This window comes from Thermus arciformis (assembly GCF_900102145.1).
In the GTDB taxonomy this organism is placed as follows: domain Bacteria; phylum Deinococcota; class Deinococci; order Deinococcales; family Thermaceae; genus Thermus; species Thermus arciformis.
The window spans coordinates 1-5,895 of the sequence record NZ_FNBC01000066.1 but is presented as its reverse complement, the minus strand read 5'-3'; the positions used below and the strand labels follow the sequence as shown (position 1 = coordinate 5,895).

Annotated in this window: 8 protein-coding genes and 1 pseudogene; 8 read left to right on the top strand and 1 reads right to left on the bottom strand. The window is 68.8% G+C overall.

The annotated features are described in order from the left end of the window. The 7 genes from BLP62_RS13060 to BLP62_RS13030 form a co-directional block, all read left to right on the top strand. A partial coding sequence (locus tag BLP62_RS13060) for a transposase (protein WP_176758235.1) occupies nt 1–350 on the top strand: 350 nt, incomplete at its 5' end. Nucleotides 351–363: 13 nt separating this feature from the next. Continuing rightward, nucleotides 364–693, top strand: coding sequence for a YceI family protein (locus BLP62_RS13055; RefSeq protein ID WP_176758234.1), 330 nt, complete (start codon nt 364–366; stop codon nt 691–693). After that, nucleotides 690–1,484: a cytochrome c3 family protein gene (locus tag BLP62_RS13050; RefSeq protein WP_093008714.1), complete on the top strand. Its 795-nt coding sequence runs from the start codon at nt 690–692 to the stop codon at nt 1,482–1,484. The genes BLP62_RS13055 and BLP62_RS13050 overlap by 4 nt, the downstream gene beginning before the upstream one ends. Continuing rightward, complete coding sequence (locus tag BLP62_RS13045) at nt 1,481–1,906, top strand: hypothetical protein (RefSeq protein ID WP_143004382.1); 426 nt, start codon at nt 1,481–1,483, stop codon at nt 1,904–1,906. The genes BLP62_RS13050 and BLP62_RS13045 overlap by 4 nt, the downstream gene beginning before the upstream one ends. Then, nucleotides 1,903–2,559, top strand: a complete 657-nt coding sequence (locus tag BLP62_RS13040; RefSeq protein WP_093008712.1) for a response regulator transcription factor — start codon at nt 1,903–1,905, stop codon at nt 2,557–2,559. Before BLP62_RS13045 ends, BLP62_RS13040 begins: the two co-directional genes overlap by 4 nt. Then, on the top strand, nt 2,556–3,770 hold the full coding sequence (locus BLP62_RS13035; protein WP_093008711.1) for a sensor histidine kinase: 1,215 nt from the start codon (nt 2,556–2,558) through the stop codon (nt 3,768–3,770). Before BLP62_RS13040 ends, BLP62_RS13035 begins: the two co-directional genes overlap by 4 nt. Continuing rightward, the gene (locus BLP62_RS13030) at nt 3,754–4,281 is read left to right on the top strand and encodes a hypothetical protein (protein WP_143004381.1); all 528 of its coding nucleotides are present in this window, start codon (nt 3,754–3,756) and stop codon (nt 4,279–4,281) included. Before BLP62_RS13035 ends, BLP62_RS13030 begins: the two co-directional genes overlap by 17 nt. Nucleotides 4,282–4,787: 506 nt before the next feature. Here BLP62_RS13030 and BLP62_RS13025 read toward each other — a convergent pair. Next, nucleotides 4,788–5,456, bottom strand: coding sequence for a hypothetical protein (locus BLP62_RS13025; RefSeq protein WP_241374323.1), 669 nt, complete (start codon nt 5,454–5,456; stop codon nt 4,788–4,790). A 177-nt stretch (nt 5,457–5,633) separates the two neighbouring features. Here BLP62_RS13025 and BLP62_RS14245 point away from each other — a divergent pair. Next, a pseudogene (locus tag BLP62_RS14245) lies at nt 5,634–5,895 on the top strand (transposase); the annotation flags it as partial.

Below are 5,895 nucleotides of genomic sequence, written 5' to 3'. Positions count from 1 at the left end.
TGAAGGCCGCCTGGGGTTCGCGGTACCCGGGGGTGGTGGGGCTTTGGGTACAGGATTCGGGGGCCTTCCTGCGGTTCTACGGGTACCCCAAGGTGCTTTGGCCGTACTTGCGGAGCACCAACCTGATGGAGCGGTTTATCCGGGAAGTGCGGCGTGGGACGAAGGTGCGGGACCACAAGTTTCCCAAGGCGGAGGCGGTATACAAGCTCCTTTACCTGGAGTCAGAGAGGCAAGAGGGGAGGTGGGCAGAACGGAAACTAAAGGGGTTCTCGGAGGTGGAGGAGGTGCTGGAGAAGATGCTTCAGGAGCGGTATGCCCCCCGTACACAGACTCTTACACATAACTCTTGACACGACCGTCTGCGTGGACCTCGCCGCCTGGGACTCCAAGGAGCCCCTGCGGGACCGGCATACCCGGGAGATGTTTGAGGTGGACCGCTTCCCGGAGGCCTGTCTGACCCTGAAGGGCTACGAGGCCGCCAAGGGGCTGGTCCTGGGGGAACTGGACCTCCACGGGGTGCGCCGGGAGGTGACGGTGCCGGTGCAGTACCGCCTCGAGGGGGGAAGGCTCGCCTTTTCCGCGGAGTTCGCCCTATCCCTCGCGGACTTCCGGCTTAAGGCTCCAAGCTTCATGGGCATGCGGGTCCAGGACCGGGTGGCGGTGAAGGTGCAGGGCCAGGGGGTGGCCCCATGAGGGGGGTGCTTGTCCCGCTCCTGTTGGCCGTGGCCCTGGCCTCGGAGGGGGAGCGCTACCTTTTCGTCCGCTACGATCCGGAGAAGGGCCAGGCCACCCTCTCCGACGGGACCCCGCTTCCCCCGGGCCTCGGGGTGGTGCCGGGGCAGTACGTGGAAGTGGAGGGAGGCCGCCTCAAGCCCAAGAGGATGTGGCAACCCCCCCAGGACCTGGTGAAGACCTACCTGCCCCAGGGGGCGGGCCGGGTGGTCTTCAGCCACGAGCGGCACTTCGCCGCCCTGGGGGCCAAGGGGGCCGCCTGCCAGACCTGCCACGAAGTCCTGGACAAGAACCGCACCTGGCCGAGCCTGGCCCCAAGCCCGGCCCTGGAGCCCCACGGGGCCGCTTCCCTAGGCCGCTTCTGCGCCACCTGCCACGACGGGAAGACGCGGGCCTCCGCCATCCCCGGGGCCCGCCCCCCGGTGGACCTCCGGGTCTTCAGCGCCCTGGGGCGGAAAGGGGACCCCACCTGCGCCCAGTGCCACGCTCCCCGGGACCACGGGATGGACTTCACGTCCTTCCACGGGGAGATGGCCGAGAGGGGAAGCGAACGGTGCGCCCTCTGCCACCGCGGGGCCCGGTCCGTAACCCCAAAGGAGCTCGCCCAGGTGCGGGCCTTCCAAGAGGCCCAGCTTGCCCTCATCCGCAACCCGGAAGACGAGAAGGCCTTTAACCAGGTCCTTCCCAACAACTTCTGCGCCTACTGCCACGGCCTTGACGGCAAGGCCTGGAGGGAAAGGGGGGAGCGGTGAGGCCCTGGTTGCGCAAGCGGTTGCCCGACCTCGTGGTCCTCTTCGGCCTGGGAGGGCTTTTCCTCACGGGGTTGGAGCTCCTCCTCATGGACCACACGGAAGGGGTCCAACTCCTCGCTCCCCTGGCCGCCTTCTTGGGGGCCCTTTTGGCGGGCTTGGGGATGGCCTTCAAGAGGTGGGCCTTGGTCCTCGGCCTGGCCCTTGCCCTCCTCGCCCCCGTGGGCCTCTTCGGGTTTCTCCAGCACCTGGAGGGGGGCCTCGAGGCCGAAGCCCCCGCGGCCTACCGCTGGGTGGACGAGGAAGGGGAGGGTTGGGAAGAGGGGGCCGGGGAAGGAGAGGGGACCCCACCCCCCCTCGCCCCCCTTTCCCTTTCCGGCCTGGCCTTGCTGGCGGCCTTGGGCCTCTACACTAGGGAGGAATGAAGGTTTTGGTGCTGGAGGACGAGCCCGGGCTATTGGAGCCCATCCTGGCCTACCTGCGCCGGGAGCGCCTCGAGGCCGTGGGGGCGAGGAGCCTGGCCGAGGCCTACCGCCTCCTGGAGGAGGGGGAGCCGGAGGTGGTGGTGGTGGACGTGAGGCTGCCCGAGGGGGAGGACGCGGGGTTCCGCTTCGCCGAGGGGTTGCGGGGCGCGGGCTACCGCGGGGGCATCCTCTTCCTCACCGCGCGGGACGCCCTGGAGGACCGCATCCACGGCCTGGACCTGGGCGGGGACGACTACCTGGTGAAGCCCTTCCACCTGGAAGAGCTCCTGGCCCGGGTGCGGGCCCTCCTGCGCCGGGGGGCCTCCTTCCGGGGGCGGGTCCTGGAGCAGGGTCCCTTGCGCGTGGACTTTGCCGGGAGGCGGGTGCTCTGGGAGGGGAAGGAGGTGGCCCTCTCCCCCAAGGAGTTCGCCCTGCTGGAGCTTCTCGCCCTCCACCCGGAGAAGGCCTTCCCCAGGGAGGAGCTCCTGGAGCGGGTTTTCCCCGGGGCGGAGTCGGAGGCCATCCTCCGGGTCTACGTGCAGCGCCTACGGCAGAAGCTCGCCCCCTGGGTGGTGGAGCGGGTGCCCGGGGGGTACCGTCTGGGGGCCCCGTGAGCCTGCGCCGGCGGCTGGCCTTGGCCTTCCTCCTCCTGGCCTCCCTGGTGGGGGCCCTCGAGGCCCTCATGGGGTACTGGTCCTTCCGCAACCTGGTGGAGCGGGACATCCAGGGGGACCTGGTGGAGGTGACGGAGCGGGTCAGGCGGGCCCTGGAGCTCACCCCCTCGGGCCCCCGCCTGGCCCGGGGGGAGATCTTCGGGTCGCATTACGTGTTCGGCTTCCGGCTTCTAGACGGGGGAGAGGTGGTATTGGAGGGGGGGTTTGCGCCTCGAGAAGGGGAGGCCTGGCGCACCTGGAAGACGGTCTGGCAGGGTTACACCCTGGAGGTGAGCCTGCGGGTGGAGGAGTACCGGAGGGCCCTCGCCGCCTACCTGCGCGCCATGGTCCTTCCCCTGGCTCCCCTGGTGGGGCTTGCGGGGCTTTTTGGGCTCTTCCTGGCCTATCGGCTCACCCGGCCCTTGGCCCTCTTGGGCCAGGCCTTGGACCACCTCTCCCGCCTGCGCTTCCCCCAGCCCCTCCCCGAGCCCCCCGAGAGGGAGCTCGCCCGGGTGGTGAAGGCCTTCAACCGGATGGCCCGGGCGGTGGAGATGGCCCTGGAGCGGGAGCGGGCCTTCACCCGCCACGCCTCCCACGAGCTCCGCACCCCCTTGGCCATCCTGCAAACCCAGGTGGAGGCCCTCAAGGGCGGTTACCTCCCCCCGGAGCGGGCCCTGCCCGAGATGGAGCGGGCCCTTTCCCGGGCGAAGGCCACCTTGGCCGGGCTTTTGGACCTGGCCCGGCTGCAGGGGGATCTCACCCCCTTGGAGCTTGGGGGTTTCCTGCGGGCCCGGCTTCCCCGGGACGTGGTGGCCAGGCTTCCCGGAACTCCGGTCTGGGTGCTGGGCCACGAAGGGCTTTTGGAGCGGGTCCTGGAAAACCTCCTGGACAACGCCTGGCTCCACGGCAAGCCCCCGGTGGAGGTGGGCCTCGAGGCGGAAGGGGAGGAGGTCCGGCTATGGGTTCGCGACCACGGGCCTGGGGTGCCGGAGGGGCTTCTCCCTCGGCTTGGCGAGCCCTTTCTACCTGAGGCGAAGGGGACAGGCCTCGGCCTGTCCTTGGTGCGGCAGGTGGCCGCCTGGCTGGGGGGCGGGGTGCGGTGGGAGAACGCGGCCCCCGGGTTGAGGGCCGTCGTGATCCTTCCAAGGTGGCGCCATGTGGACGAGGCGTAGGGTTCTCGCCCTGCTGTTGCTTTCCCCCTGGGCTCGGGCAGACGAGCACAGGAAAGAGGAGGAAAAGGAGGAGAAGAAGGCCAAGAAAGAGGGCCGATCCACCCCCTTCTACGGCCAGGTGGAGGGCGTGGCCGAGGAGGGCCTATGGGTGGCGGGTCGGTGGGTGCGTCCGGGGGGCGACCTCTGGAGGTACTTCGCCCCGGGAATGGTGGTGGCGGTGGAGGGCGAGCGGGTCCGGGTGGTGGAGCCGCGGACCTGGGCCTATCTTCAAGGCCCGGGGGCGTGGGCGGGGTTGCCTGGGGCCTGGGTCCGGGTGTGGTGGGCGGAGGGGCGCCTCTGGAAAAGCATGAAGGGGGCCTCAGAAGAGGCCCTGGTGGTGGCGCGCGCGGCAAAGGGGCGTTGGCTGGGCGTCCCCCCATCCTTTCGGCTCCTGCCGGCGCCCCAAGAAGGGTGGTGGCGCCTGCGCCTGGAAGGAGGGGAATGGAGGCCCCAAAGCCTCCTGGCGGAGTAGGGGGCTAATGCAGTATCGCCTGGGACCCCTCCTCGGCTCCCAAGGCTTCAATGGGAGGCTTTGGAGCGCACCCAGGGGGGAACGCGCCCGCCTTCGCCGGGCGACCCCCCGCACCCCGCACCGCCAATGGAAGCCACAGCGAAAAGGCCTTCTCCCGCTGCGGGGGTCCTCCTCTTTGGGAAGGGCGTCCAAAGGCCCTTGGCGGCCCTTTGAGCGCCGATGGGTTTCCAAGAAAGGGTGGGGCCTCTTCTTCGCGAAACGTAGCTTTCGCGAAGGAAGATCTCCAGAGGGGGGAGGAGTTCCGCTCCCCCTACGGGGAGGAACTTTGCTGGCAAGGCCTCACCTCGGCTCTACTTGCCACCCGATCTAAGGAGGAGGCTCTAAAAGCTTGTGCCTTCCTCATCCCCTCTCGGGGCCGCTCGGTGCGTGGCCCTGGTGCAGGGGAGCAGGTAGAGAAGGAAGACTGAAGGGAGAGGAAACGGTCCCCTCCCCTTCTTCTCTAGCCTTCAGCGGACTTCCTGGAACTCTGGGGCGGGCTCCACCCGAAGGGGCCTGAGGTCGCCCTGGGTCGCCACCCGGAAGCGCCAGGTGAACTCCCGCACCTCAGCCCCCAGGCGCACCTTAAGGTAGGCCTCGTACTCCGCTCCGGGGGTGAGGGGCTCGTGGGGGAAGGCGATGACGGCACCCCAGATGCGAAGAATCATCGAGGCCTTCTCTCGGTAGGAGTCCCGCTCCTCCCAGTACTGCGAACTCCCGTAGGCGCAGAGGGGGTTCGGGGCCCCATCGGAAAGCCTGGTGAGCCTCGCCTCCAGCACCTGGGTGTCTACCGGGGAGGTGGGGAAGGTCTGAAGGGTGAGGGGTAACCCGATAGGCGTGCGCACCACGCCCGTCCCGTCGTCCCAGGTGAGGCCTTCCTGGGTGAGGAAGGGGCGCTGGGGGGGCCTGTCGGGGTTGCTGCAAGGGGCGGTGGGGTTGGGGTTCTCCCTGCCTTGGTAGCGCTCCAGGGCAACTTCCCGGTCTGGAGCGGGAAAGAGGAGGTAGGGAACGCTCGCCGTGCCCCCGTAGAGGTTGGGGAGGTTGGCCCAGGAGCGGCCATAAGCGTCCCCGTAGCCCGGGACAGGCCCCGCATCCTTGTAGATCCCAAAGCCGCCGTTAGCCACTCTGGGGTCGGTCATGTTGAAGCGGTGGAAGGGAGCGGCAATCCACCAGTTTATGGAAGCCTCTTCGGGAGGCCAGTAGGGCTGACCGCTTATCTTCCTCAACTCAAAACTTGCACTTATTCGCCGCGGGCATGAGTATGCTTGGGGACCACTTGAAGAGGGCTGCTGGTTTCCCCTCTTATGAGGGGCGCCATGAGCCCAGCAGCCCTATCCCTACTTTGGACCATCCTGGCCCTCATGCCAACCCCCCACCTGCGGGAATCCTTGAAGGCCCTGTTGTTCCTTTTCCTCACCGGTCACGGCAAGGCTAGACCCCAGCACAGCAAGACCAAGTCCCCCTCCGCCCTCTCCCGCTTCCTCAACCGCTACCCCTGGCCCACCCGCGCCCTCATCCGCCTGGCCCGCGAGGAGGCCCAGAAAGCCCTGGACCGGGCCAGGCGGAGAAAGGGCCCCA